We start from the raw sequence: 24,094 nt of genomic DNA on the forward strand, positions 1-24,094 counted from the left end.
TACCGTTCCCCCGATAACAGGAGGTCTGGCAAATGTCCTTGACGGTGCACACGGAACAGCGCGGCGACGTGGTCGTCGTGTCGGTCGCGGGCGAGCTGGACATGGCCACCGCACCGCAGCTTCAGGACCAGATCACCGACCTGCTCGACAAGGGCCGCAACCGGCTGGTGTTCGACCTGGCGGACGTCTCGTTCTGCGACTCGACCGGTCTGTCGGTCTTCGTCCGCGCCAAGAACAGCTGCGACGAGGCCGGCGGCGTGGTGCGACTGGCCGCCCCGCAGCGGGGTGTGTTGCGCATCCTCGAGGTGAGCGGGCTGGTCGAGGTGCTGCACACCTACCCGACGGTGGACGAGGCAGTCGTCGGCGAACCGACGTCGGCCTCCTGACCGCTGCCGTTCCTCACTCGTCCTCGACGTAGCGGGGGCGGGAGATCGCCATACCCGCCACCGTCTGCACGGCAAGCGCGCCCAGCAGGAACCCGATCGGCACGGTCCAGCCGCCGGTGACCTCGTAGAGGATGCCGACCAGCAGCGGGCCGAGAGCCGCGATCACGTACCCGGTGCTCTGCGCGAACGCGGAGAGCGCGACGGTCCCCTCGGCCGTGCGGGCACGCAGGCCGATGGCGGTCAGGATCATCGGGAACGCGCCCTGGCCGATCGCCAGGAGGGCGACCCAGAGCAGCGCGGCACCGCGTGGGGCGAGCGCCAACCCCAGGTAGGCGAGCGCCGACGCGGTGGTCAGCCCGAGCACCAGCGGACGCAGGCTGCCCAGCCGACCGGCGAGGGTGGGCATCACCAGTGCGATCGGCACGCCGAGCGCGGTCACTCCGGCGAGCAGCAGTCCGGCCGACTCCGGCTGGTAGCCGGCATCCCGGAACAACTGGGCCAGCCAGCCCATGATCGCGTACCCACTCAGTGACTGCGCCCCGAAGTAGACGGCCATCGCCCAGCCGAGCCGGGTCCGCGCCGGCCGGACCCGCACCGGCGCGGTCCCGGCCGCCGTCGGGGTCGAGCGCCGCGCGCCCGCCCGGGTCCGCAGCGCCAGCGGCACCCACGGGAGTACGGCCACCGCGGCCATCGCGGCCCAGACGCCAAGCCCCGCCCGCCAGGAGCCGAAGGCGTGCGCGATCGGCACCGCGGAGGCCGCGGCCACCGTCGTGCCCAGGGTCAACGCCATCGTGTACGCCCCGGTGACCAGCCCGGTCCGGTGCGGGAAGTGCTGCTTGACGAGCATCGGCAACAGGATGTTGGCGACCGCGATCCCGGCCAGCGCCAGGGCGCTGGTGAGCACGAAGATCCAGGCCGAGTCGGTGGCGGCCCGGAGCACCTGGCCGGCGGCGAGGGCGAGCATGGCGACCACCAGCACCCGGGCGGGCGCCACCCGACGGACCAGCCACGGGGTGAGCGCGCCGAGGCCGGCGAACGCGATGGTCGGCAGGGTGGTGACCAGACCGGCCATCGTGCCGGAGAGCCCCAGCCCGTCGCGGACCTCGTCGAGCAGTGCGCCGAGGCTGGTCACCACGGCGCGCAGGTTGAGCGCGACCAGCAGCATCCCGACCAGCACGAGCGCGCCACCGGTCGCCGGGTGCGTCCGTCGACCCGTACCCGGGTCGCGCGTCGAGGGTGGGTCGACGAGGACGGGAGCGGGCGGCGCCGGAGCGGCGGTGGGTGGCGGGGTCATGACCGCTAACCTACAATCATGGGATGAATTATCGGCCGGTGTTGTAACCAGTGCCACCATCTGGCGATTCCCCCTCCGCACCGCAGGCGCCGCCCCGCGGCCAGCCCACCGTGCCGCCCCGCGGCCACCGGGTCCGGCAGACCATCGAGCAGCTCCGCGCCCGCATCCTCGGCGGCGAGTGGCCCGTCGGCGGGCGCATCCCCACCGAGCCGCAACTGGTCGCCGCGCTGGGCGTGGGGCGCAACACGGTCCGCGAGGCCGTCCGCGCCCTGGTGCACGCCGGGGTGCTGGAGTGCCGGCAGGGCTCCGGCACCTACGTGGTGTCCACCGACGAGCTGGCGCCGGTGGTCGCCCGTCGACTCGGCGACGACCGGATGACCGAGGTCGTCGAGGTGCGGCGCGCCTTCGAGGTGGAGGCCGCCCGGCTCGCCGCGCTGCGGCGTACCCCGGAGGACCTGGCGGCGCTCGACGGCGCACTCGCCGCGCGCGAGGCCGCCTGGCACGGCGGCCGGGTCGACGCGTTCGTCGAGGCCGACGCGGCGCTGCACGTCGCGGTGGTCGCCGCCGCGCACAACGCCATGCTCGCCGAGCTGTACGCCTCGGTCGGCACCGCCCTGCGCAGCACTGTCGCCCAGGCGATGGGTGGCGCGCTCACGCCCGAGCGCTACGTCGACCACACCCGGCTGGTCGAGGCGATCCGGGCCGGCGATCCGGGCCGGGCGGCGAGCGAAGCCGGCGCTTTTCTGGAGCCCACCGGCGGGGCATAGGTTGTGCCCGACAGAAAAGCGGACACCTCGGGAGTACGGATGCTCAAGGGCTTCAAAGACTTCATCATGCGCGGCAACGTCGTCGACCTGGCGGTCGGTGTCGTCATCGGCGCCGCGTTCACGGGCGTGGTCACCCAGCTCACCAAGTCGTTCCTCGAACCACTGATCCGGGTCATCGTGCTGCTCATCACCGGCAGCGACAAGGGCCTGGCCGGCACGGCGCCAGAGTTCCGCGGCATCCCATTCGACTGGATCGCCTTCGTCAACGCGGTGATCACCTTCCTGCTCACCGCGGCGGCGCTCTACTTCCTGGTCGTCTACCCGATGAACCGGCTGGCCGAGCGGCGCAAGCGCGGCGAGGAGCCGCCGCCCTCCGCACCGAGCGAGGAGGTCAAGCTGCTCACCGAGATCCGGGACGCCCTGGTCTCCGCCGGTCACACCACCCCCGGCCAGCAGCGCGGGGCACTGGACGACGTGCTGGGCCGCCGTCCCGAGCCGCCGACGCAGCGCTGACCGAACGGATGCACATCGGCCCCTGCGGGATTCCCGCAGGGGCCGCACCTCCTCGTACGTGTGTTCGATAGAGTCCCGCCATGGAGCAGCGAAAGCACTGGTGGAACGGGAAGTGGGGGCGACTGGCCCGACGGGATGTCTTCCTGCGGGTGGACGCCGACCGGTGGCACGTCGAGCAGCGGGCCGGCGGGGCCGAGGGCATCTCCCGGTTCTACGAGTACGGCAGTGCGGACGAGGCCGAGGACACCGTCCGGGCGCTCCTCGACGGCCCGGACACCTGGCGAGAGCTGTCCCCCCGCCCGCCGGGCAGCTGGACCCTCCCGAACAGCTGAACGGTCGCCGCAGCCCACCGTCACTCCGGACCTGGAGGCGATGCCGCAGGGCTGCCGGCGGCGTTTAGCGGCGCACCGCCCCGGGAACCGCTCTGGGATGGACCAGCAGGGCGAGCAGCAGACGACCATCTCACGGATCACCACCGGGATGCCGGTGATCGACTCGACCGGCACCGAGGTCGGCACGGTGGACCTCGTCCAGCGGGCCGATCCGAACGCGGTGACCGTCCAGGCACCGACCGCCGACCCGGGCAGCAGCCTGGACGAGTTGATCGAGGCGACCGCGGTCGAGGAGCCGGACGTTCCGGCCGATCTGGCGGCGCGGTTGCTGCACAGCGGCTACCTGAAGGTCTCGACCGAGCTGACCCGCACGGGCGCGGTCTACGTACCGGCCGATCGGATCGGGTCGGTGGCCGACGGCCGGGTCCTCCTCGCCGTGGGCGTGGCGGACCTGCCGCCCGAGGAGTAGCCCCAGCCCCGAGTGGATCTCGGCACGTCGGCAGGACCGACCCCCGGCAGGTCGCCGGACGCGGCGGGTGCGGCAGGTGGGCGGCGGTGGAAGAGCAGGAGCATCAGGCAGCCCGCGATCAGGCCCCAGAACGCGCCGCCCACGCCGATCAGGGTCACTCCGGAGGCGGTCACCACGAAGGTGACCACGGCGGCCTCGCGGGTCGCCGGGTCGGTGACCGCCGCGGCGAGCGCGGTGGCGAGCGCGCCGAGCAGGGCCAGCCCGGCGACCGCCTCGATGAGGATCGGCGGGGCGACCGCGACAAGCGCGGTGGCCACGCCGGCGCCCAGGCCGAGTAGGGCCAGCCCGGCACCGGCGGTGACCGAGGCGACCCAACGGCGGTCCGGGTCCGGATGGGCGTCCGGGCCGGCGGCCAGCGCGGCGGTGATCGCCGCGAGGTTCACCGCGTGCCCGCCGGCCGGTGCGGCGAGCAGGCTGGCCAGGCCGGTGGCTCGCAGCGCGGCGCCGAACGGTGGCCGGTAGCCGTAGCCGGCCAGCACCGCCATGCCGGGCACGTTCTGTGCGGCCATGGTGACCAGGAACAGCGGTAGGGCCAGGCCGACCAGGGCGGACGCGTCCCAGGCCGGCGCGGTCAGGACGATCGACGGGGCCAGCGTGGCACCGGTCAGGCCGGTCGGCGGCGCGGTCAGCGCGATCGCGACCACCGCCACCAGCAACGCGCCGGGCACCGCCCAGCGGCGGGCGAAGCGGTGCAGCAGCAGCCAGCCGACCACCACCGGCCCGGCCACGGCGGGCAGCTCCACGAGCGCGCGGACCGGGGCGGTGCAGAGCGGGAGCAGCACCCCGGCGAGCATGGCGCCGGCCACCGGCTTGGGGATGGCGGCCACCGCACGGCCGAGTGGCGGAAACAGTCCGGCCGCCACGATCAGCACACCGGAGACGAGGAAGGCGCCCACCGCGACCGGCCAACCGCCCGGCGGCGCTCCGGTGGCCACCAGCAGCGCCGCGCCCGGCGTGGACCAGGCCACGCTCATCGGTATCCGGTGTCGCCAGCCCAGCCAGGCGGCGGCGAGCCCGCACGCCACGCAGAGGGCGAGCAGGCCGGAGGCGGCCTGTGCGTCCGACGCGCCGGCCGCCCGGAGCCCGGCCAGCACGACGGTGAACGAGCTGGCGAAGCCGACCAGGGCGGTCACCACGCCGGCCAACACCGGTTGGACGCGTCCGGCCATGCCACCCTCCCCACGTGTTCCGTTTACGGAACGACAGCGTGTAGGACGATAGCCGGGTGCCGCAGCCACCACCAGCCCGCCGCCCCGGCCTCGACGTGGACCCCGCCGTCGTCGGCCGCCGCGTCCGCGCCCTGCGCGAGGAGCGGGGGATCTCGCTGTCCACTCTGGCCCGGCTCGCCGGGGTCGGAAAGGCCACCCTCTCCGGCCTGGAGAACGGCACCCGCAACCCGACCCTGGAGACGCTCTGGGCGGTCACCGCGCAGCTCGGCGTACCGTTCACCGCCCTGCTGGCCGAGCCGACCGCCGGGCCCACCGCGCAGGGCACCGCGGTCACCGCCACCCTGCTGGAGGTGTTCACCGACACCGACGCGACCTACGAGCTGTACCGGATGCGGGTCGCGCCCGGCCCGGTGCAGCTCTCCCCCGCCCACCAGCCGGGCGTCACCGAGCACATCACCGTCTTCGCCGGGGTGCTGCGCGCCGGACCGGTCGACGCGCCGCTGACCGCCCCGGCCGGCGGTCACCTCCGCTGGGTGTCCGACGTGCCGCACAGCTACGCGGCGGTGGGTGACGAGGAGGTCGCCGCCAGCCTGTTACTGCGCTACCCGCGCCGCTGAGGCCCGGCCGATCGGGCGCGAATCGTCGACCCCGACGACGGAAATCGCAATCATTTCTCGACGCACGCAGGAGGCGTAGAGACGAAGGCGGGGTGTTCTTGGCAAGCTTGACCCCATGACGCTGATCCTCCGCTCGGTCATCCTCAACGACATCGGCCTGGTCCGCACCAACAACGAGGACTCCGCCCTCGCCGGTGACCGCCTGATCGCCGTCGCCGACGGCATGGGTGGGCTGCCCGCGGGCGAGGTGGCGAGCGAGATCGTGATCCGGATCCTGGACGAGTTGGCCCCGCCCACCGAGCCGGACGGCGCCGCGGACGCCCTGCGTGCCGTGGTCAGCACCGCCAACCAGCGCATCCACGCCGCCATCACTGTCGATCCGAGCCGCGACGGGATGGGCACCACGCTCACCGCGGCGCTGCTGGCCGGGGAGACGCTGGTCCTGGCCCAGGTCGGCGACTCCCGCTGCTATCTGTTGCGCGACGGGGAGCTGACCCAGCTCACCCGGGACGACACGTTCGTCCAGGCACTTGTCGACCAGGGCACCCTCTCCCCGGAGCAGGCCCGCCACCACCCGCAGCGCTCCCTGGTGACCCGGGCCGTGCAGGGCGCCGACACCCCACCGGCGGTCGGTGTGCTCACCGTGGTCCCCGGCGACCGGCTGCTGCTGTGCAGCGACGGGCTCTCCGACTACGTCGAGGACGACGCCATCGCGGCGGCACTTGGCATGTACGCCGATCGCCAACAGTGTGGCGAGCAGTTGGTGAAGCTCGCCCACCACGCCGGCGCACCGGACAACGTCACAGTCGTCGTCTCCGACGTCGTCGCCCGCTGACCTCGCCGGATCCCGCTCGGCGGTTCATCGGAACCAATCGTCTCGGTCTCGGCCACCTCGCTAGGTAGTTGTGCCATCTATCTTGCGCCGCTACTGTCCGACGCGTGGATTCCGACCGGCGCGGGCAGTGGTTGCGCGGGGTGCTCGACATCTGTGTCCTGGCCCTGTTGGCCGACCGCGAGTCCTACGGCTACCAGCTCGCCCAGGCGCTCGACGCGACGGGCGTCGGGCCCATCCAGGGCGGCACGCTCTATCCCGTGCTGCTGCGCCTGCAGAAGACCGGCCTGGTGACCGCGCAGTGGCGGGAGGGCAGCGCCGGGCCGGCCCGCAAGTACTACCGGCTCACCGACGACGGGTACGCGGCACTCCGCGCGGGCGGCAACGCCTGGCTCGCCTTCGTCGGGCCGGTGAACGACATCGTCACGAAGGGGGTCACCCGGTGAACGCCGACGATTGGCTGCGAACGCTCACCGCCGAGCTGCACCAGCGCCGGGTCGCGGCGGACGCCGCCCGGCACGTGGTCGCCGAGGCCGCCACCCACCTGCGCGAGGGGGGCGGCGACCCCTGGGTCGTCTTCGGCCCACCCCAGCAGTACGCGGGCGCGGTGGTGGAGAGCATCGGCACCGCGCCGGGACCGCGTCCCGGGCCGGTCCGGCTGCACGCGGAGGGCATCACCAAGCGGTACGGGCGGCGAACGGTGCTGCGCGACGCCACGCTCACCGTCCGGGCCGGACAGATCGCCGCCGTCGTCGGGGCGAACGGCTGCGGCAAGAGCACCTTCCTGCGGATCTGTGCCGGGCTGATGTCACCCGACGCCGGTGCGGTGACCGTCTCCGGGCGGCTCGGCTACTGCCCACAGTCCGGCGGCACCGCCGACTTCCTGCTCGCCGACGAGCATTTCGTGCTCGTCGGCGCCGGCCAGGGCGTGGCCCGGGGGCCGGCGCGCCGGGCCGGTCGGGCGGCGGCTCGGCAGCTCGGTTGGGAGGCGGACGGGGACGTGCAGGCCCGCCACCTGTCCGGCGGCACCCGGCAGAAGCTCAACCTGACCATGTCCACCCTCAGCGCCCCGGACGTGCTGCTGCTCGACGAGCCGTACCAGGGCTTCGACCAGGGCACGTACGTCAACTTCTGGGACCAGCTCGGTCGGTTGCGGGACGCCGGCACGGCCGTCGTCGTGGTGACCCACCTGCTCACCCAACTCGACCGGGTGGACATCGTGCTCGACCTGACCCCGGCACCTGTGACCGGGTGGCACGCGCCAGGCGTCCAGGGAGGCCGTCGGTGAACCGGCTCGTCGTCGTCGCCGAGATGACCCTGCGGGAGTTGCTGCGGCGTCGGGGCGTACTCCTGCTGTTGTTGTCGATGCCGTTGACCTTCTACCTGATCCGGCGGGACGCCTACCTCGGGCAGTCGGTCCGGTCGCTGCTGCTGGGTGTGGGCTGGGCGGTGAGCACCGCGGCACTGTTCGCCACCACCGCGGCCCGGGAGTTGGAGCCGAGGCTGCGGCTGGCCGGCTACCGTCCCCATCACCTCTACCTCGGCCGGGTGCTGGGCCTGTGGACGGTGGGACTGGTCATCGCCGTGCCGTTCTTCCTGCTCCCCATGATCGACGGCGCGGACCTGCGGTACGGCGGCCTGGCCGCCGCGCTGCTCTGCTCGGTCGCGGTGGCGGCGCCGTTCGGGATGCTGATCGGCGCGCTGCTGCCCCGCGAGATGGAGGGGACGCTGCTGCTGCTCACCGTGGTGACGGTGCAGATGTTGATCGACCCGGCCGGGTCCGGGGCGAAGTTGACGCCGTTCTGGTCGACCCGGGAGATCGCCACCTGGGCGGTGGACCACACCGACCAGGGCTACCTATCCCGTGGCGTGCTGCACGGGCTCGCCGTCACCGTCCTGCTGGTCGTCGGTGTGGCCGCCGTGGTCAGCGTCCGCCTGCGCCGCCGCCGGCACCTGCGACACCTGCCGGTGGGATGACCGGCGCGGATACCGCCAATCCGGTTGCTCCGGCCAGCTCGGCGGGTTGAGATGGGCGGATGACCATCCGCCGGGTGACCGCCGACGAACGTCTCACCACCAGCTTCCCGCTGGCCGCGTACGCCTTCGAGTCCTCGCCACTCGGTGCCGCACGGATCGACGAGTTCCGCGACTACCTGCCCTACCAGGAGGGCAACCGGACGCTGATCGCCGAGGAGGACGGCGTCACCCTGGCCGCCGCCTCGTCCATCCCGATGCGGCAGAACCTGCGCGGGACGGTGCTGCCGATGGCGGGTGTCGCCGGGGTCGCCACCCACCCGCTGGCCCGCCGGCAGGGGCACGTCCGGACGCTGCTGCACCAACTCCTCGACGAGGTACGCGACGAGGGGCACCCGGTCAGCACGCTCTACCCGTTCCGGCCCAGCTTCTACGCCCGGTTCGGCTACGCCGGGCTGCCCAAGCCGCGCCGGGTCACCTTCTCGCCGGCTCACCTGGGCTCGCTGCTGCGCGCGGAGCTGCCCGGCGAGGTCGGCTGGGAGCGCATCGGCACCGGCTATCCGGCGTGGCGCGCGTTCACCGAGCGCTGCCTGACACAGCGGCACGGCTTCGCGCTCTTCCCGGACTACCGGGCGGACGGGATGCGAGAGCGGGACGAGTACTGGCTGCTCACCGCCCGCGTCGACGGCGAGGTCACCGGCGCGGTGACCTACCGGATCGACGGGCACGGCGGCACGCTGCACGGCAACGAGTTGCTGGTCGCCGATCCGCTCGCGCGGGCGCTGCTGTTGCAGTTCATCGCCCGGCACGTCGACCAGGTCGACCGGATCACCGTCCAGGTCCCGCCGGACGAGCTGCCGGAGCTGTGGCTGACCGACCTGGACGTGCACGTCGAGGCACGCGTCGCCGTGCCGGGTACGTCCGCCCCGATGGCCCGACTGTTGTCGCTTGACGCGTTGCGCGGGCTGCCGGCCGGCCCCGGTCGGGTGCGGATCGAGCTGACCGGGGACCGCTGGCTGGCCGGCACCCACCTGCTGGACGGCACGACCGGCGCGCTGGAGTTGGTCGCCGACACCGCCGGCCGCGCGCCGACCGCCACCCTCACCGCGGCCGGGCTCTCCGCCCTGGCGTACGGGGTGCTGGATCCGGCCGAGCTGCCGTTGCGGGGGTTGGGCGAGGTGCCGGTGGACGCCGCCGCGGAGCTGCGGGACATCTTTCCCCGCCGGGTGCCGTACGTCTTCGCCGACTTCTGAGCCTGACCGCCTTCGCCCTCTCCCACGCCTGAGCGCCCGCCCCGGCTCCGCCGCGGGCTGGCCAGCACAGGCCTTAGCATCACCGGGTGCGCATGACGTCGGTTGCCGCCCTCCTCGTCCTCGGTGTCGCCACGGCGACCCTGCCCGCCTGTGCGGCCGACGACCCGGCCCCGGCCTTCCAGCCCGGCGCGTCCGCCTCGCCGGTGGCTCCGCCGACGGGTGCCCAGGCCGAGGCACCGCAGACCCGCGACGGCCTCGGTGGCCCGGGGGCCAGCGCCAGCCCGAAGCCCGCCGGAAAGGTGCTCGCGGCCGGCAACCCGAACGGCACGGCCACCGTGCCGGCCGAGGCGCGGGCGGTGGACACCTCGAAGCCGACCCGGACCATCGGCACCGGCAGCCCGGCGAGCTGCACCTCCGCGGCGGTCGTGCAGGCCGTCGCGGCCGGCGGTGTCATCACGTTCAACTGCGGGCCGGCCCCGGTGACGATCAAGATGACCGCCACCGCGAAGGTCCGCAACGCCAACGGGCCGAAGGTCGTGCTGGACGGCGGCGGCAGGGTCACCCTGAGCGGTCAGGGGCAGCGCCGCATCCTCTACCTGAACACCTGCGACGAGGCCCAGGGCTTCACCACCTCGCACTGCCAGAACCAGGACCACCCGCAGCTCACCGTGCAGAACCTGACCTTCGCCGACGGCAACTCCACAGGCGAGAAGGCCGAGGGTGGCGGCGGTGGGGCGATCTTCGTACGCGGCGGCCGGCTCAAGGTGGTCAACTCGCGCTTCGTCCGCAACCGCTGCGACCGTACCGGCCCCGACCTGGGCGGCGCGGCCATCCGGGTGCTCAGCCAGTATGAGAACAAGCCGGTGTACGTGGTGAGCAGCACCTTCGGCGGGGCGGCCGGCCAGGGTGGCTCCTGCTCCAACGGGGGCGCGCTGAGCAGCATCGGCGTCTCCTGGGTCGTGCTGAACAGCGTGCTCAGCCACAACGAGGCGATCGGCAGCGGCGCCAACCCGGCCAAGTCCGGCACACCCGGCGGCGGCAGCGGCGGCGCCATCTACTGCGACGGCAACGAGTTCACCGTGCGGATCGCCGGCACGATCATCGAGAACAACAGGGCGAACGAGGGCGGCGGCGCTGTTTTCTTCGTCAGCAACAACCGCACCGGCACGATGCGGATCGAAAACTCGACACTGCGCCGCAACCCCAGCGGCACGTTCGAGACCCGAGGCTTCCCCGGCATCTTCTTCCTGGGCGCCCAGAACCCCACGGTGACGGGTTCCAAGCTCTCCTGACCGGCGGTCAGTAGGGGTTTCCCTGGCCCGGAGGGCGGGCCTGGAGGAGGGCTGCGGGGCGGCCGGGCAGGTTGGGGGCGCCGGACATCGGCGGGCTCGGCGTGTGGTCGCCGTCGGCCATGCCGGCGAAGAGTTCCCTGAGCGCGGTGAGCGCGCTGATCCTGGGTTGCCAACCCAGTTCGGTCTCCGCCCGCTCGCTGGACATCAGCGGGGCGTTCAGGCCCAACTCCACCCAGCCCGCGTCGACCGGCTGCAGCCGCGCCCGCCAGGTCAGCGCCGCCGCCGCCCGCAGCACCGGCGCGGCGACCGGCACCGTCCAACCGTGGAAGTGCCGAGCCACCAGCTCCGGGGTGAGCACCGGGTCCGCGGCGACGTTGAAAGCGCCGCGCACATCACCCAGGACCGCCCGGGTGTACGCATCGGCCACGTCGTCGGCGTGCACCGCCTGCATCCGCAGCCGACGGTTCGTCGGCACCAGTGGGATCCGGCCGAAGCGCAGCAGCCGCACCGGCGCCAGCGGACCCAGGAAGTAGCGGGTGATCTCCGTTCCCGCGGCCCGCTGGAAAATCAACCCGGGCCGCATCCGCACCACCCGCAGCGTCGGGTGATCACGCTCGATCCCGTCCAGCAGCGCCTCGACCTCCGCCTTGTGCTCGCTGTACGACGAGCCGGGCACCCCCGTGGTCGGCCACCGCTCGCTGATCGGGTGGTCCTTCGGGCCGGGGGCGTAGGTGCCGACCGACGAGGCGTACACCACCGCCGGCACACCAGCCCGGAGCACCGCGTCGAACACCGCCCGACTGCCCTCGACGTTGGTCCGACGCAGCACCCGCTGGTCGTGGCTGGGCTGGATCTGCCAGGCCAGGTGCACCACCGCGTCCGCACCCGCGAACATCTCGGCGAGCTGCCCCGCAGCGCCCGGCGCCCCGATGTCGCAGGAGTGCCACTGCACCTGGTCGTACGGCTCACCGGCATCCGGTGCGGGCAACCGTCGGACCACCCCGACCAGTTCCACGTCCCGCTCCTGGCGGAGCCGCCGCAGCACCGCCGTACCGACATTGCCGCTCGCCCCCACCACCACGATCCGCATGCTCGACCCCGTACCCGCCCAGCAGCCGCTCAACCGCCCAGCCGGTAAGGCCCGCACGGCTTGATCCACTCGACTTCCTGAAAGTCGGGGTATCCAAGCGGCCGGGACAGCCCGACTTTCAGAATCCCGAGTCGATCATGGGTGGGGGCAGGACCCCCGTCGACACCGCTCGGGCACGTCCGGACTTCCCGGGCACAATTGGGCTGTGGAACGTCACGAGTTCGGTGCCGCGGTGCGCCAGTTGCGGGAGAGTACGCTGCCTGCGACTGTCGGTCTGCCGATCGGTCGTCGGCGGGTGCGGGGCCTGCGGCGGGAGGAGCTCGGCGAGCTGGCGGGGATGTCGGCGGACTACGTACGCCGGCTGGAGCAGGGGCGCAGCCATCCGTCCGCCGGGGTGGTGAACGCCATCGCCCGTGCGCTACGGATCGGGCGGGCGGAGTACGAGCGGCTCTGCGCGCTGGCCGGGTACGCGGCCGCGGACGGCCAGGTGCCGAACGAGATCGGTCCGGGCGCGATGCGGCTGCTGGAGCGGTTCACGGACACTCCGATGTTCGTCTCCGACGCGGCAATGAACCTCGTCGCCGTGAACAGCGCGTTCATGGCTCTGGGGCACTGGGAGCTCACCGGGCAACCCTGGGAGTGGAACATCGCGTGGCGTACGTTCTGCGATCCGTTCAACGGCTTCAAACAGTCCAGGGATGACGCGACCGATCACGAATCGATCCTCGCCGCCCGGCTGAAGAGCGCGCTGTTGCGCTACCCCGCCGACGCGTCACTCGCCGCGCTGGTGGACGAGATGCGGAGCCGAAGCAGGCTGTTCGACACCCTGTGGCGGGCGCCACGACCGGTGACGGCCTACGAGAGCAGTGCCGCGTTCATTCATCCGGACGGCGGCGCCGTCACGCTCGTCGGCAGCCTGCTCGCCATCCCGGGCGACGATCTGGCGGCTCTGCTGCTCACCGCGGCTCCCGGCTCGGCCGATGCGGCGCGTCTCGCGGAGATCGTCGACGTCGCCGGGGGACCGACCATCATCAAGGTGGGCCAGCCCGGCCCAGGTTGACCGCGCCAAATCCTGTGAAGGTAAGTGACGTCTCCAGCGAACGTGGATCCAGCGGCTGCCTCCGGGCGGCTCTGGTGAGGCGGGGCTGGATGCCTTCGCAACTCGAAGCAGACCGCCGGGAGCATCCCCGCGTCGCAGTCGCTTCGAGTGCGAAGTCCATCGACGGCGCTCACCGAGGCAGGTTCAGCGATGAAGGCAGTGCGTTTCCACGAGTTCGGCGGTCCTGAGGTCCTCCGCTACGAGGACGTCGAGCAGCCCACCCCCGGAGCCGGGCAGGTCCGGATCCGCGTCGCCGCGACGTCGTTCAACGGCGTCGACGGCAACATCCGCGCAGGTTACATGCAGGGCCCGATCCCGGTGGAGTTGCCGCACACTCCCGGTCTCGATGTCGCCGGCACGGTCGACGCGCTCGGTGACGGCGTGGACGACGTCGCGGTCGGCGACCCGGTCGTCGGCTTCCTGCCGATGACGGGGACCGGGGCTGCCGCGGAATATGTGATCGCGCCGGCGGAGATCTTGACGGGGGCACCCAGGAACATCCCGTTGGCCGACGCGGCGGCGTTCCCGCTGGTGGGCCTGACCGCCTGGCAGGCGCTGTTCGACCACGGCAAGCTGACCGCCGGTCAGCGGGTGCTGATCAACGGTGCCGGCGGAGCGGTCGGCGGGTACGCGGTGCAGTTGGCCAAGGAGGTCCACGCCCACGTGATCGCCACGGCCAGCCCACGCAGCGCCGAGCGGGTCAAGGCTGCCGGCGCCGACGAGGTGATCGACCACACCACCACCGACGTGACCGCGGCGGTGACCGAGCCGGTCGACCTCGTACTCAATCTCGCGCCCGTCTCCCCGGAACAGCTGGCCGCGCTGGTCACGCTGATCCGCGACGGCGGCACCCTGGTCAACACCACAGTCTGGATGCCCGCTCCCTCCGACGAGGCGCGCAACGTGCGGGGCATCGACCTGTTCGTCCGCAGCGACGCCGACCAACTCGCCGACCTGGCCGCTCGGATCAGCACCGGAGAGCTGCGCGTCGACATTGCCCAGCGGGTGGCGCTGGCCGACCTGCCCGCACTCCACGCCCGCGCCGGCACGGGCGAGTTGCCGGGCAAGACCGTTATCCTCGGGCCCACGGTCTGACCCGCCTGTCCACCCATCAGCCAAGGACGGACCCGATGACCGACAGCCACACGAACCTGTCAGGCACTCCGGCCATACCGCTGCTCATCAGCCGGACCGACCGCACGGTTTCGGTCACGGTCCAGCAACGCACCCGGGTGGCACCCGCCACCGCGTTCCGGGTCATCGCGCCGATCGACCTGCCCAGCGTCTTCCACCGGGTCGGGCCGTTCCCCGGCGTCAAGGGCGTGGCCAACCAGACGGAGACCTGGGATCACATCGGCCCCACCCGTAACCCGCAGTTCGAGGACGGGTCACAGGCCAACGAGCAGTTGACCGAGTACACGGAGGGTTCGATCTTCGCGTACCAGCTGACCGGGTTCACGAACGTCCTCTCCCGCCTTGCCTCCGGGGTGCGGGGCGAGTTCAACTTCAACCCCGACGGGGACGGCACCCTCATCCGCTGGACCTACGAGTTCAAACCGCTCCCCGGCCGGCGCGCCATCCTCGCCGGTCCCTTCGCCCCCCTGTGGCGCCGTTACATGGCGGCCGCCCTGCGGCGGTGCGTGCAGGTGGCCGAGGCGCAGGAGCCGCGGCCGTAGCAGCCCGGCCAGCCACCGGAAGGCCCCCGAGGTGGCGGTGCTTTCCGCGAGGATCAGACGAGCGGCCCCGTCGAGTCGCCTCCGGGGGACGCGCCGTCGCCCGGCTGATCCAACCAACCGCGCCCTCCCAGGAGACGATCACGATGATTCCCGACGACGATCCCACTCGCACGCTGACCGTGGCGAACCCCGACGATCCCGATACGACCCACATCTCCCTGGCGGGCGACAACTACGGCATGTTGATCACGGGCGAGCAGACCAACGGCGCGTACTGCCTGATCGACATGCGCATCCCCGACGGCGGCGGCCCGCCGCCACACCGGCACGACTTCGAGGAGATGTTCACGATCCTCGAGGGCGAGATCGAGTTCACCTTCCGCGGCGAGAAGCACGTCGTGCGGGCCGGCTCCACGATCAACATCCCGGCCAACGCACCGCACAACTTCCGCAACAACTCTGGTGCGCCGGCCCACATGCTCTGTATGTGCACCCCGGCCGGGCAGGACGAGTACTTCACCCGCATCGGTGACGTCGTCACGGGCAAGGACGCACCGCCGCCGCAGCTCTCACCGGACGAACTCGCCGAACGCCGCCGCCGCGCTACCGAGTTGGCCTCGACCTACCGCAGCGAGTTCCTCTGACCAGCCGACCGCTGGCGCGCTGACGATATCGAGCCCGAGCAGCAGCCGTCGGACTGACTGCGGAAGGGGTCCGAGCCGCAGGTGCGCGGCTGGGACCCTCGCCGGCTGGTCGAGCCGATCAACGTGTCGGGGGCACCTTCGGCGTCATTGCGCCATGTCACCGGAAAGCCGGCGTTTTCCCAGGTCACATGCCATTGGTGGGCCGCCTGGGACTCGAACCCAGAACCTAAGGATTAAAAGTCCTCAGCTCTACCATTGAGCTAACAGCCCTCTGCGCTTCAGGCTACCCGACCACCTGCGCCCGGGTTGATGTCCGCCCCCCGGTCCAGACGAGCGAAGCTGATCTACGTCAGCGATGATAAACGGCAGCGGGTCGCGAGCCGACTCGGGACCTTGGGCACCGGCGGACCGTTCGGGCAGGCGAGCCCTGCGACTCGCGCAGCTCATCGACGGCCGACCCTTCCTTTGACGCCGAAGTCGTCACTCGACGAACGTGCCATCCGGATTCCTGATCTGATCTCGCACCAACGGCGCGAACGCCGATCCGGCCCCGTCATCCGTGCCCGACGCAGGGGTCAACACTGGGCAGGGCCGGCTTGACCCGAGCCGCAGCCTGAACGCTTCGTGTGCCTCCATCGGGCGATGCGGTACCCGGGGTGTCGATCGATCCGATTCCCGAGCTGAGGTTGGGGGTTTCCCGGGTGGCTCGTCGCACGATCTGCGTGGCGGCTTGGGCGGGAGTCAGGTGCGTGGTGTCGACGACCTCGGCCTCGGCGTGCAGCCACGTGCGGGCCGCCTCGGCGTAGGGCTCGAGGTACCTGAGACGGAACGGCGACGGAACGGGGTGTTCCCCCTCGATTCGTCGGCGAAGAGTGTCTTGATCAGCGTGGAGGACGAAGTGCCTCACCGGGATCGCGTGCTGGGCGAGGCCCGTCCTGATTTCGCACCAGTACTGTTCCACCAGGACAGTCATGGGGATCACCAGAGTGCCGCCGGTGTAGTCGAGCACGCGGCGGGCGGTCTCGACGACGAGTTGCCGCCACGGCGGCCAGTGCTGGAAGTTGTCCGTCTCGGGCAGCCCCGGCGTGATGTCCATCAACGTCTCGCCGACCTTCTCGGCGTCGAACACCCGCGAATCCGGGATCAGGTGCTGGACGAGCGAACTGGTCGTCGTCTTGCCCGCGCCGTGGGTGCCGTTGAGCCATACGATCACGGAACACCTTAACGCGCGTGAGCAACCGGACGAGTTGGACAGGACTTGCCGGCCAGGCAGCAAGCGGCCTCGACTTCCCGGTCGGCATCTTCCTCACCACCGGTGTGGCCCAGCGGTTCGCCACCGCCCACGGCCGCCGGCTCATCCCGCCCGCGCCGACGAGGCGGCTACCGGTTCGAGCGGCCGGCAGCCGCAGGACACGGCGGCGTAGGCGAGGGCGGTGATCGCCACGGCCCTTCAGCGGACGTCGAAGCTTCCCGTGCTCCGATAGAGGCCGGGTTCGATTTCCTGGGTCAGGACGCCGTGCCCGGCCAGGACGACTTCGGTGCGCTGCTCGGACACTGCGGCCAACTCCTGCGGCTCCTCCGGTGCCTGGGGTGCGGGCGGTGCCGGCGGTGCGGGCGGCACGCGGCGCGGGTAGAGATTGCGCAGGAACCTTTCCACCGGGTGTTCGACCCACCGGTAGCAGGCCCACGCCAGGGCGATGCCCATCACCGTCCAGATCAGCAGGACCTTGAGGTTCGCCCAGGTCCCGGAGCTGGGTGTCACCGGGCCCATCAGCCAGTGGATGACCGACAGGTGGACCAGGTAGAAGGCGTAGGACCAGGCACCAAGGGCGACGAGTGGTTTGCTCCGGAAGATCGAGGGCCGCCCGGAGACGTCGCGGATCGCCGCCGCGAGCACCACAAGCACGCAGGCCGGCACCAGCCCCTGCTGCGACCAGTGCGCACCCCACCAGCCCTGCTCGGCCCCCCACCAGAGCAACAGCACCGATGCGGGCACCGTCGACAGGGCGAGCCACAGGTTGATCTTCGGCCGCCATCCGCGGAGGAGCGCGGCGGCGGCGATCATCCCCAGCAGGAACTCGATGAATCGGATCGGCGGGAAGCGGAGGAACCAGGAGAGCTGGATCCAGTACTGCTTCGGGTCGATCAGATCCTGCACGAAGAACCAGTAGGCCCACTCGATGAACAGGCCCGCCGCCGCGATGATCGCGAGCGCCGGCAGCCGTAGCCGCAGCAGTGGCCGGATGACGAACGGGAAGAGCAGGTAGAAGAAGGCCTCGCAGGAGACCGACCACGCCACCGGGTTGGCGACGAGGAAGTCCGCCGGGCGAAACCACGACTCGGTAAGCGACAGGCTGAGCAGGGTCCGCTTCCAGGAGTGCTCCCAGACCTGGTTGAGGCTCACCCAGGCGATGACGGTGCTGACCACGAGCGCGGGCCAGACGCGGGCGAACCGACGCCAGTAGAACGTCGCGGTGTTCACCTTGGGAGAGAACGACCAGGTCAGCACGAAGCCCGAGAGGACGTAGAAGAACGTGACCCCGGCGTCGCCGAATCGGAAGAAGTCGCCGAGCTTGATGCCGTAGAGCGTGGGCAGGCTAATGATCTGGTTCGCGTGGAAGAGGAACACGGCGAACGCGGCGAACCAGCGCAGCCCGGTCAGTGATTCGACCCGGGGCATGCGTTCTTTGGCAGAGGTCATCGTGATCTGGCACCTTTTGGGCATCGGCCTGACCGAGGGTGGGCTGGCGCTCCAGGCATAATGCCAGGCTTCCATCTGCCGTGGCAGACGGGCCGGGCCACGACCTGTCCGCGACCAGGTGTCACACGGCTGACCACACTCGGTGCCGCCCGCCGTGCCAGGTCCGGAACCTGGCGCCGGGCGCTGACGCAGTTATCCTCTTCAGGTGCTGGTCCGTGTGGATCTCGTTGACACGGGTCCGGCATTTCGAAGGGACTATCGACATGCCCCGTGTGGTATCGGCGGTCATCCGCGCACTCGACATCCTCGAACTGTTCCTGGACCACGCCCAACTGTCGGCCCGCCAGGTGATGGAGCGGCTCGACCTCCCCCGCACCACCGTCCACGAACTACTCGTCACGCTCGAGGCTCGCTCGTACCTGATCTCCGTCCCGGGTCAGCCGGTGCAGTACCGGCTCGGCATGCCGCTGTTCCAGCTCGGCGCGGCGTTCGCCGGCCGGCTCGACCTGGTCCGCGAGGCGCAGTGCGTCGCGCGGGACGTGGCCGCCGCGTGCGACGAGGCGGTGCACGTGGCCGTGCTCGACGGCGCCGATGTCATCTACCTCGTCAAGTTCGACAGCACGCACCCGGTCCGGATGGTGTCGGCGGTCGGGCGGCGGTTGCCGGCCCACTGCACGGCGGTGGGCAAGGTGTTGCTGTCGGAGCTCGATCAGGCGGGTCTGGACGCCGTGCTGACGAAGGGTGCCCTGCCGGGCATGACGCCGGACAGCATCACCGACCCGGACCGCCTCCGCGCACATCTCGAACGTGTCCGGGCGGAGAGCGTCGCGGTCGACATCGGCGAGTCGGACAGCGCCATGCGCTGCGTCGCCGCGGCGGTTCGAGACCATTCCGGTGCGACCATCGCCGGGATGAGCCTGTCCGCGCCGATCATCCGCTGGACCCCGCAGGCGCACGTGCGGTGGACCGGGCTGGTTCGCGAGGGCGCGGCCGCGCTGTCCGCCCGGATGGGTTACCGGGCCCAGCGTCGATAGCCAACTTGTCGTTTCGGCCGAAACAGTATCGAAACATTGACATCCTTTATGGCGTTGCTCTAGCGTCGCGTCCACTCGATGCGGTATCTCGAACTCGGTTCGAAATCTCGAACGGCGGTGGTCCGTGACCCGACCGAACTGGAACGCCAGCGCCGCTTACTCGGCCCGGTCGCCGCATGCCTCGTGCTTGTCGCGCCACCCGGCCAGCGACGCCACCGGGGCAACCCCACCAACCCCACCAACGAGTACGCGGACGCATTGACCGACGCGGGCGGCGCACCCGTGGTCGCCGGCATCGAGACACACCTGGAACACGAGGATCGCGGTTTTCGTCAAGCGCGCCTTCGGCGTGCAGCGGTGCGGGGAGATGAAGGAGGCGAATGTCCATGGAGGACAATCCGGCGTGGTCCCGGCGCGGCTTTCTGGGGATGGGGGTGGGGGTGCTCGGCGCGGCAGGTCTGGCCGCGTGTGGGGGCAGCTCCGATTCACCCAGCAAGGTGCAGCCGGACGTTCCGCAGGAGCTGGTCGACGCCGCGGCGTCGATGAAGGGCTCCTCGATGGGGATGCTGTCGCAGAAGCTGTACTCGACGGCGGCCAACGACGCCCTCGACAGCTCGATCAAGAAGTTCGCCGAGACCACCGGGACGAAGATCGAGAACAGCCTGGTCCAGGCCGACGCCGGTGACGTGGTTGCCAAGATCGACGCCGAGGTCAAGGGCGGGGTGGCGCGTGACCTGGCGTTCATGACCGACTCACGGTTCGTCGCACAGTTCCAGGCGCTCGGTGACCTGGAGGACGTGACGGACGTCGTCCAGGCGCTGACCGCCAAGTACGGCGAACCCTGCGCCGAGGCCAAGAACTTCTGCGTCTTCGACGGCAAGTGGTTCGCGATCCCGTACCACTTCATCGGGATCGGGTCGTTCCTGCGCAAGGACTGGATGCAGGACAAGGGCATCACTCCCAAGGACATCTACAGCTGGGAGGAGCTGCGGGATCTGTGCCTGGAGATTTCCGATCCGACCAAACGCCGGTTCGGCTGGGGCATGACGGTGAACCGGTCCGGTGACGGCAACGGCATGATCGAGGCGCTGATCAACGCCTACGGCGGGTCGATCGCCTCCAACGACGGCAGGAAGGTCACGTTCGACTCCCCCGAAACGGTGCAGGCGGCGACCTTCCTGGGCGACATCTACACCAATGCCAAGTACAAGCCGATGCTGCCACCGGGGGTGGCCAGCTGGACCGACACCAGCAACAACGAGAACTGGCTCGCCGGCGTCCTCGGCTACACCCGCAACCAGTTCAGCGTCTACGCGGACTCCCGGACCAAGAAGAACCCGGTGCACGCCAACACCCACGTGTTCTCCGACTGCATCGGGCCGGCGACCAACAATCCGCTGCTGCTCGGCCAGTCGCAGGGTTTCGTCGTCTTCAAGGGTGCCAAGAACCCGGCGCTCGCCAAGCTCCTCGCGCAGTACCTGGTCAGCGCGCCCGCGCTGCTCGGGGTGGCCAAGGAGGCGCCCGGCCTGGTGATGCCCGCCTGGGAGAAGGTCTGGGACGCCGACCCGTTCTTCACGAGCGGCGACCCGGCGTTCCCGATGCTGCGCAGGATCACCGAATTGAAACTGCCGCTGAACACGAAGAACGGCCTGACCTTCCCGCAGAAGGCCAGCGCGGGTCAGCAGGCGGTGGGGTCGGCCTACGTCCTCACCGACATGATGCAGCAGATCGTGCAGGGCACGGCGCCGGCGCAGGCCGTGACGGCCGCCCACGCGAAGATGGTGCAGATCTTCAACCAGCAGGGGCTGCCGCAGTGAGGTCGGTCCGTCCGGCACGGATCCCGGCGGCGAGGAGTTCCACGCCGCCGGGATCTGGCTCCCTCACGGTGACCCAGCGGCGGCTGGGTCGTGACTGGAAGATGGCGGCGCTGTTCCTGGCACCCATGGCGCTGTTGGTCGGCGGTCTCGTCATCGTGCCGATCGTCCGCTCGATCGTCACCAGCACCACCGAACGGCACGGGCAGGACACCGTGTTCGTCGGCCTGGACAACTACCTCTCCCTCTTCGGCGACGAGCAGTTCCACACGGGCGTGGTGAACTCGTTCGTCTTCACCGCGTACGCCGAGGTGTTCAAGGTGGTGTTGGGGCTGTCCGCGGCCCTGTTGCTGCACCACCGACGCCGCGGGCGGGCCGTGCTGGCCGGGCTGCTCCTGTTGCCCTGGGTGGTGCCGACCGTGGTCACGGCGTTCAGCTGGCGCGCGCTGCTCGACCCTATCTTCGGCAGCGTCAACACGCTGCTCACCGCCTCGGGCATCGGGCCGCTGCTGGCCAGCGCGCACCTGGTCGACAGTTGGCCCGCGGGCTGGCTCTCCGACCCGTCACTGGCCATGCCGTCGGTGATCCTCGTCAACGTCTGGAAGGGCGTGCCGTTCTTCACCGTGTGTTTCCTCGCGGGGTTGAAGGCCATCCCGGCGGACCTCTACGAGGCGGCGACCATCGACGGTGCCTCGTCGTTGCAGCGCTTCGTCAACGTGACGCTGCCCGGACTGCGCCACGTGATCACCGTGACGGTGACACTGTCGTCGATCTGGACGTTCAACAACTTCGACCTCATCTGGCTGCTGACGCAGGGCGGTCCGGGCGACGTGACCGCGCCGTACGTGCTCAATGCGTACTCGAAGGCGATCTTGCAGTTGCAGTACGGCGCGGGAGCGGCGGCCACGCTGGTCATGCTGCCGATCATCGGCGGGCTGGTGTTCGTGCTGGTCCGGTTGCTGCGCCAGGACACCACCAGCAACCTGCCCCGGCGGCGTCGAGCCGCGCGGTGGGTCGGGACGAGGCGGTGGGCCCCGACGGCACGCAGGGCGTTGCCGTGGGTGGTCGCCGCGGTGGTCACCGGCCTGCTGGCCTGGGCATCGCCTGAGATCTTCTGGAAGGCGGCGGTGGTCCTCGCGGTGATCCTGCTGGTCGCGGCGGCGGTCGGCCGGGTGGTCTCGACCCTCCAGTCCCGGGGCGGTCGCCGGTCGTCGTCAGTGGTGTCGGGCCTGGGATCCTGGGTCGCACTCGCCGGTCTGCTCTTCTTCGTGCTGGGCCCGCTCTACTGGATCGCCGTCACGGCCTTCAAGTCCGAGGGCCAGGTCGTCATGCGCACCGACGACCTGTGGCCGACGCCGTGGACCCTGGAACAGTTCGGGGCCCTGTTCGACAACCAGCCGTTCGGCCGCTGGTATCTCAACACGCTGCTGGTGTCCGCGGCGTCCACCGCGGTGGCACTGGTCTGCGCCGCCCTGGCGGGCTACGCGCTGGCCCGGCTGCGGTTCCGCGGGGCGCAGGGCTTCACCGTCACGGTGCTGCTCACCTACGTGATGCCGGGCGCGCTGCTGTTCATCCCGCTGTACCAGATGCTCATCGGCGTGCGGCTCACCGACTCGTTGTGGTCTCTGGTGGTGACGTACCCGACGTTCACGCTGCCGTTCGCCACCTGGCTGCTGGTGGGGTACTTCTCGTCGATCCCCGTCGAGCTGGAGGAGGCCGCGCTCGTCGACGGCTGCACCCGCATCCAGGCGTTCGGCCGGGTGGTGCTGCCGCTGGCCAAGCCGGGGCTGCTGGCGGTCGCGCTCTTCACCCTGACCAACGCCTGGAACGAATTCCTCTTCGCCTTCGTGTTCATCACGAAGGACGAGTACAAGACGCTGCCGGTGGGGATGCAGTCGATGATCGCCGGCGACGTCGTGCCGCAGGGCCAACTCGCCGCCGCGTCGCTGCTCGTCAGCATCCCCGTGGTGGTCATGTACGCCTTCGGGCAGCGCTTCCTCACCGAGGGGCTCACGGCGGGCGCGGTGAAGGGCTGACCGGGTATGCCCCGTCGCGGGTGCGGGCGCGACAGGTACTGCCCGAGGTCGGGATGCTGGCTGAACTTCGCCACGTTGCCGGCGGGTGACCGCCCGGGTGCTCCGGCAGGGCCTGTGCCTGCTGGGCATCCGGGCGCCCGAACGCATGTGGTCGGTACCCGCGCCCCGTCAGATCATCGGGTTGCCGTTCGCTGACTTCTCGGTGGGGACCACTTCCTGAATGACGTCCCAGTGCTCGACGATGCGCTCGTCCTCAAGCCGGAAGATGTCGACGATGACCACCGGCGTGGGTGCCCAGCCGTGTACGAGGCTGTGCGCCATGACGAGGTCGCCTTCGGCGACGATGCGGTGCGGCTCCCACGTGAAACCGACAAGGGTGGGCACGACGGTACGAAGGGTTTCCAGCCCGTTGGGAAGTTGGGGACTGTGCTGGACGTACGGCTCCCGCCAGTACCTGTCGACGGCAGTCGTGTCGCCCTCGACGAACAACTCACGCATGGCGGTGAGCACGATCTCCTTGTTACGTGCGGCGTTGTCCACAGTGGGCTGCACCGGCGCGTCGAGCGGGGTGATGGTTCCGGTCATCTCGAAGAAGCCACCGCCGTTGGGCAGCGTCGCGTTGGAGTGCAACGTGCCAGTTACGAAATCTTCCAGGTGGGTGACCGTGGCACCGGACTTTTCGACCCACGAGGTGAAGTAGACCCCCGGCCGGATCTCGATCATCTTCGTGGCGACGGTCTCGGTGTACCCGGGCTCGGTGAGGCCGCCGCCGTCGCGAATCGTGAACGTCAGTCGATCTCTGGTCTCGAAGTGCAGCTCGACGACGAGCGCGCCCAGGTCGGCGAGAAACCGGCCACCGATCACGCCACTGCCGTACGGGGTGCTGCTGCCTGTCATGTCAGTCTCCGTTGCGTGAGTGAACGTCGTTGGCCGGATCACTCGGCCCGGCCGGCGAATGCGGGAAGAAGGCGTTCGGAGAGATGGCGGTCATGGAGGGACGACGACCCGCGGTGCGCGTGAAAGGATCGGTCGCAGCGCGTAC

General features: G+C 70.7%; 25 protein-coding genes and 1 tRNA gene. 19 read left to right on the forward strand and 7 right to left on the reverse strand.

Going from position 1 to position 24,094, the window contains the following annotated elements:
- Positions 1-32 precede the first annotated feature (32 nt).
- Positions 33-386: an STAS domain-containing protein gene (locus ACGFIQ_RS14285; RefSeq protein WP_393243587.1), complete on the forward strand. Its 354-nt coding sequence runs from the start codon at positions 33-35 to the stop codon at positions 384-386.
- A 13-nt stretch (positions 387-399) separates the two neighbouring features.
- Here the strand turns inward: ACGFIQ_RS14285 and ACGFIQ_RS14290 are convergent, their stop codons facing one another.
- Positions 400-1,680, reverse strand: a complete 1,281-nt coding sequence (locus tag ACGFIQ_RS14290; protein ID WP_393243589.1) for an MFS transporter — start codon at positions 1,678-1,680, stop codon at positions 400-402.
- A gap of 110 nt (positions 1,681-1,790) precedes the next feature.
- On the opposite strand from ACGFIQ_RS14290, the gene ACGFIQ_RS14295 reads away from it, so the two are divergent.
- The 4 genes from ACGFIQ_RS14295 (at position 1,791) to ACGFIQ_RS14310 (ending at position 3,761) form a co-directional block, all read left to right on the forward strand.
- Complete coding sequence (locus ACGFIQ_RS14295; RefSeq protein ID WP_393243591.1) at positions 1,791-2,447, forward strand: FadR/GntR family transcriptional regulator; 657 nt, start codon at positions 1,791-1,793, stop codon at positions 2,445-2,447.
- Between the two features lie 39 nt (positions 2,448-2,486).
- The gene (gene mscL, locus ACGFIQ_RS14300; RefSeq protein WP_393244020.1) at positions 2,487-2,960 is read left to right on the forward strand and encodes a large conductance mechanosensitive channel protein MscL; all 474 of its coding nucleotides are present in this window, start codon (positions 2,487-2,489) and stop codon (positions 2,958-2,960) included.
- A gap of 80 nt (positions 2,961-3,040) precedes the next feature.
- Positions 3,041-3,292, forward strand: coding sequence for a hypothetical protein (locus ACGFIQ_RS14305; RefSeq protein ID WP_088951051.1), 252 nt, complete (start codon positions 3,041-3,043; stop codon positions 3,290-3,292).
- A gap of 97 nt (positions 3,293-3,389) precedes the next feature.
- Positions 3,390-3,761 (forward strand): hypothetical protein, encoded by a 372-nt coding sequence (locus ACGFIQ_RS14310; RefSeq protein WP_357068784.1) that lies wholly within the window; start codon positions 3,390-3,392, stop codon positions 3,759-3,761.
- Here the strand turns inward: ACGFIQ_RS14310 and ACGFIQ_RS14315 are convergent.
- The gene (locus ACGFIQ_RS14315) at positions 3,674-4,990 is read right to left on the reverse strand and encodes a benzoate/H(+) symporter BenE family transporter (protein ID WP_393243594.1); all 1,317 of its coding nucleotides are present in this window, start codon (positions 4,988-4,990) and stop codon (positions 3,674-3,676) included. The genes ACGFIQ_RS14310 and ACGFIQ_RS14315 overlap by 88 nt on opposite strands.
- 56 nt (positions 4,991-5,046) lie before the next feature.
- Here ACGFIQ_RS14315 and ACGFIQ_RS14320 point away from each other — a divergent pair, with 56 nt between their 5' ends.
- From ACGFIQ_RS14320 to ACGFIQ_RS14350, 7 genes are all read left to right on the forward strand, one after another.
- A complete protein-coding gene (locus tag ACGFIQ_RS14320) occupies positions 5,047-5,607 on the forward strand; it encodes a helix-turn-helix domain-containing protein (protein WP_393243596.1) in 561 nt (186 codons plus the stop codon).
- 115 nt (positions 5,608-5,722) lie between these two features.
- Positions 5,723-6,442 (forward strand): protein phosphatase 2C domain-containing protein, encoded by a 720-nt coding sequence (locus ACGFIQ_RS14325; protein WP_357555854.1) that lies wholly within the window; start codon positions 5,723-5,725, stop codon positions 6,440-6,442.
- Between the two features lie 104 nt (positions 6,443-6,546).
- The gene (locus tag ACGFIQ_RS14330; RefSeq protein WP_393243598.1) at positions 6,547-6,885 is read left to right on the forward strand and encodes a PadR family transcriptional regulator; all 339 of its coding nucleotides are present in this window, start codon (positions 6,547-6,549) and stop codon (positions 6,883-6,885) included.
- Entirely contained in the window at positions 6,882-7,727 is an 846-nt protein-coding gene (locus ACGFIQ_RS14335; RefSeq protein ID WP_393243600.1) for an ATP-binding cassette domain-containing protein, read from the forward strand. Before ACGFIQ_RS14330 ends, ACGFIQ_RS14335 begins: the two co-directional genes overlap by 4 nt.
- Entirely contained in the window at positions 7,724-8,416 is a 693-nt protein-coding gene (locus ACGFIQ_RS14340; protein WP_357068796.1) for an ABC transporter permease, read from the forward strand. Before ACGFIQ_RS14335 ends, ACGFIQ_RS14340 begins: the two co-directional genes overlap by 4 nt.
- A 59-nt stretch (positions 8,417-8,475) precedes the next feature.
- On the forward strand, positions 8,476-9,666 hold the full coding sequence (gene eis, locus ACGFIQ_RS14345; protein ID WP_393243602.1) for an enhanced intracellular survival protein Eis: 1,191 nt from the start codon (positions 8,476-8,478) through the stop codon (positions 9,664-9,666).
- Between the two features lie 92 nt (positions 9,667-9,758).
- The gene (locus tag ACGFIQ_RS14350; protein ID WP_393244022.1) at positions 9,759-10,958 is read left to right on the forward strand and encodes a hypothetical protein; all 1,200 of its coding nucleotides are present in this window, start codon (positions 9,759-9,761) and stop codon (positions 10,956-10,958) included.
- Between the two features lie 7 nt (positions 10,959-10,965).
- Here ACGFIQ_RS14350 and ACGFIQ_RS14355 read toward each other — a convergent pair whose 3' ends face one another.
- Positions 10,966-12,048, reverse strand: coding sequence for an NAD-dependent epimerase/dehydratase family protein (locus tag ACGFIQ_RS14355; protein WP_393243604.1), 1,083 nt, complete (start codon positions 12,046-12,048; stop codon positions 10,966-10,968).
- Positions 12,049-12,253: 205 nt separating this feature from the next.
- Between ACGFIQ_RS14355 and ACGFIQ_RS14360 the strand changes: the two genes are divergently transcribed.
- The 4 genes from ACGFIQ_RS14360 (at position 12,254) to ACGFIQ_RS14375 (ending at position 15,467) form a co-directional block, all read left to right on the forward strand.
- Positions 12,254-13,108 (forward strand): helix-turn-helix domain-containing protein, encoded by an 855-nt coding sequence (locus ACGFIQ_RS14360; protein WP_393243606.1) that lies wholly within the window; start codon positions 12,254-12,256, stop codon positions 13,106-13,108.
- A gap of 189 nt (positions 13,109-13,297) precedes the next feature.
- Positions 13,298-14,242: an NADP-dependent oxidoreductase gene (locus ACGFIQ_RS14365; protein WP_393243608.1), complete on the forward strand. Its 945-nt coding sequence runs from the start codon at positions 13,298-13,300 to the stop codon at positions 14,240-14,242.
- A gap of 35 nt (positions 14,243-14,277) precedes the next feature.
- Positions 14,278-14,823: an SRPBCC family protein gene (locus ACGFIQ_RS14370; protein ID WP_393243610.1), complete on the forward strand. Its 546-nt coding sequence runs from the start codon at positions 14,278-14,280 to the stop codon at positions 14,821-14,823.
- Positions 14,824-14,966: 143 nt separating this feature from the next.
- A complete protein-coding gene (locus tag ACGFIQ_RS14375) occupies positions 14,967-15,467 on the forward strand; it encodes a cupin domain-containing protein (RefSeq protein WP_393243612.1) in 501 nt (166 codons plus the stop codon).
- A gap of 195 nt (positions 15,468-15,662) precedes the next feature.
- On the opposite strand, the gene ACGFIQ_RS14380 is transcribed toward ACGFIQ_RS14375, so the two are convergent.
- The 3 genes from ACGFIQ_RS14380 to ACGFIQ_RS14390 all read right to left on the reverse strand — a co-directional run bounded on the left by ACGFIQ_RS14380 (position 15,663) and on the right by ACGFIQ_RS14390 (position 18,168).
- A tRNA-Lys gene (locus tag ACGFIQ_RS14380) sits at positions 15,663-15,737 on the reverse strand.
- A 283-nt stretch (positions 15,738-16,020) separates the two neighbouring features.
- Positions 16,021-16,680, reverse strand: coding sequence for an AAA family ATPase (locus ACGFIQ_RS14385; protein ID WP_393243614.1), 660 nt, complete (start codon positions 16,678-16,680; stop codon positions 16,021-16,023).
- A 237-nt stretch (positions 16,681-16,917) separates the two neighbouring features.
- On the reverse strand, positions 16,918-18,168 hold the full coding sequence (locus ACGFIQ_RS14390; protein WP_393243616.1) for an acyltransferase family protein: 1,251 nt from the start codon (positions 18,166-18,168) through the stop codon (positions 16,918-16,920).
- A 263-nt stretch (positions 18,169-18,431) separates the two neighbouring features.
- Between ACGFIQ_RS14390 and ACGFIQ_RS14395 the strand changes: the two genes are divergently transcribed.
- From ACGFIQ_RS14395 to ACGFIQ_RS14405, 3 genes are all read left to right on the forward strand, one after another.
- Positions 18,432-19,202: an IclR family transcriptional regulator gene (locus ACGFIQ_RS14395; protein ID WP_393243618.1), complete on the forward strand. Its 771-nt coding sequence runs from the start codon at positions 18,432-18,434 to the stop codon at positions 19,200-19,202.
- 386 nt (positions 19,203-19,588) lie between these two features.
- Positions 19,589-21,019 (forward strand): extracellular solute-binding protein, encoded by a 1,431-nt coding sequence (locus ACGFIQ_RS14400; RefSeq protein ID WP_393243620.1) that lies wholly within the window; start codon positions 19,589-19,591, stop codon positions 21,017-21,019.
- The gene (locus ACGFIQ_RS14405) at positions 21,016-23,052 is read left to right on the forward strand and encodes an ABC transporter permease subunit (RefSeq protein WP_393243622.1); all 2,037 of its coding nucleotides are present in this window, start codon (positions 21,016-21,018) and stop codon (positions 23,050-23,052) included. Before ACGFIQ_RS14400 ends, ACGFIQ_RS14405 begins: the two co-directional genes overlap by 4 nt.
- A gap of 168 nt (positions 23,053-23,220) precedes the next feature.
- Here the strand turns inward: ACGFIQ_RS14405 and ACGFIQ_RS14410 are convergent, their stop codons facing one another.
- A complete protein-coding gene (locus ACGFIQ_RS14410; RefSeq protein WP_393243624.1) occupies positions 23,221-23,949 on the reverse strand; it encodes a nuclear transport factor 2 family protein in 729 nt (242 codons plus the stop codon).
- Positions 23,950-24,094 lie beyond the last annotated feature (145 nt).

This window comes from Micromonospora sp. NPDC048898 (assembly GCF_043198035.1).
Taxonomy (GTDB): Bacteria; Actinomycetota; Actinomycetes; order Mycobacteriales; family Micromonosporaceae; genus Micromonospora.